Annotated in this window: 2 protein-coding genes; one reads left to right on the forward strand and one right to left on the reverse strand. The window is 63.5% G+C overall.

Annotated features, from left to right (window positions below):
* Positions 1-315 (forward strand): OmpA family protein (locus tag VGM61_RS13460; protein WP_331523348.1); only part of this gene is annotated, 315 nt, incomplete at its 5' end.
* 78 nt (positions 316-393) lie between these two features.
* On the opposite strand, the gene VGM61_RS13465 is transcribed toward VGM61_RS13460, so the two are convergent.
* Positions 394-1,745, reverse strand: a 1,352-nt coding sequence (locus VGM61_RS13465; protein ID WP_331523349.1) for a response regulator, incomplete at its 5' end; no start/stop codon positions are given.

Below are 1,745 nucleotides of genomic sequence, written 5' to 3' on the forward strand. Positions count from 1 at the left end.
TTCTTTGACTTCGATAAGTCGAACCTCACTGCGGAAGCCCAGAGCACGGTCACCGAGGCTGTCGCCGCTGCCAAGACGCTGGGTTCGGTGCGCCTGATGATCACGGGCCACACCGACACGGTCGGTTCGGACAAGTACAACCAGGCGCTCTCGGTTCGCCGTGCCACCAGCGTGAAGGAAGAAATGGTCCGCCAGGGCCTGGGCGCCGACGCCATCGCGATCGAGGGCAAGAGCTTCCACGACCCGCTGGTGCCGACCGGTCCGGGCGTGCGCGAGCCCAAGAACCGCAGGGCCGTCATCGACCTGGGCGGCTGATCAGTCCAAGCCTGAACGAAAAAGGCCGGTCTTGCGACCGGCCTTTTTCTTTGGCTTTTCGGTGCGCCGGCTGACGCGTCAGGCTTCCAGAACGCGGCGAAGCTGCTGCATGTCGAAAGGCTTGGTAAGGTAAGCGACACTGGCGGGCAGCTTGCTGCCCTGTTCTTCATGGGTGGAATAGCCGCTGGCGATAATCACTTTCAGATTGGGCTTGAGGCGCAGCGCCTCTTCCACCAGCTGGCGGCCATTCATGCCCGGCAGGCCCAGGTCGGTGAGCAGGATTTCGATGTCACTGTCCTTCTGCAGGATAGCAAGCGCTTCGGCCCCGTCACCGGCCTCTGAAGCCTCGAAGCCGATCTGCTCCACCATGTCCACCGTGGTCATGCGGATCAGCGCCACATCTTCGACTACCAGCACCTTGCCGCGCCGTTGGTCGATCGTCATGTCGGGGATAGACTTGGGCGGGGTGATGGCGCCGCGCGCCGTGCCGGCGAAAACGCTGCGCAGTTTTCGCGCCAGTTCGTCCTTGCGGTAGGGCTTGGACAGCAGCAGCGCGTCGTCGTCCAGCTTGCCGTTATGAACGATGGCGTTCTGGGTGTAGCCCGAGGTGTAGAGCACACGCACGCCCTCATGCATCTCCTGCGCCCGGCGGGTGAACTCGCGAGTGGAAATGTTGCCCGGCATCACGACGTCGGTGAAGATCAAATCCGGCGCTTCACCTTGCAGCACGGCCAGCGCGGCCTCGGCATTCTCGGCGCGGGAAACCTGATAACCCAGCTCAGTCAGCATATCGACAACGGCGGCGCGCACGCCTTCATCGTCTTCCACCACCAGGATGCGCTCACTGCCACCTTCGACCGGCAGGCCCGCGCTGGCGTCCAGCGCGTCGGTTTCGCGGCGGGTGCGCGGCAGATAGAGCTTGATGGTCGTGCCATGACCCAGCTCGCTGTAGATCTTGATATGACCGCCGGTCTGCTTGGTGAAACCGAAAGCCTGGGCCAGGCCCAGGCCGGTACCCTTGCCTTCCGGCTTGGTGGTGAAGAAGGGTTCGAACACCCTGCTCATCACTTCCGGCGTCATGCCGGTGCCGGTGTCGGATACCGCCAGCACGACATACTGGCCAGGCGTCACCTCGTGATGGGCGCTGGCATAGGCATCGTCCAGATAGGCGTTGCCCACTTCAAGGGTCAGCTTGCCGCCGTTCGGCATGGCGTCCCGGGCATTGATGGCGAGGTTGAGGATGGTGTTCTCGACCTGGTTGGGATCAACCAGGGTGTTCCACAACCCGCCCGCGATAACGGTTTCGACCTGGACATTCTCGCCCAGCGTCCGGCGCAGCATGTCGGACATGTCACGGATGATGCGGCCCAAGTCGATCGACTTGGGCTCCAGCGCCTGGCGGCGGGCGAAGGCCAGGAGCTGGCCGGTCA

It is taken from the genome of Pinirhizobacter sp. (assembly GCF_036499745.1).
Classification (GTDB): domain Bacteria; phylum Pseudomonadota; class Gammaproteobacteria; order Xanthomonadales; family Rhodanobacteraceae; genus Pinirhizobacter.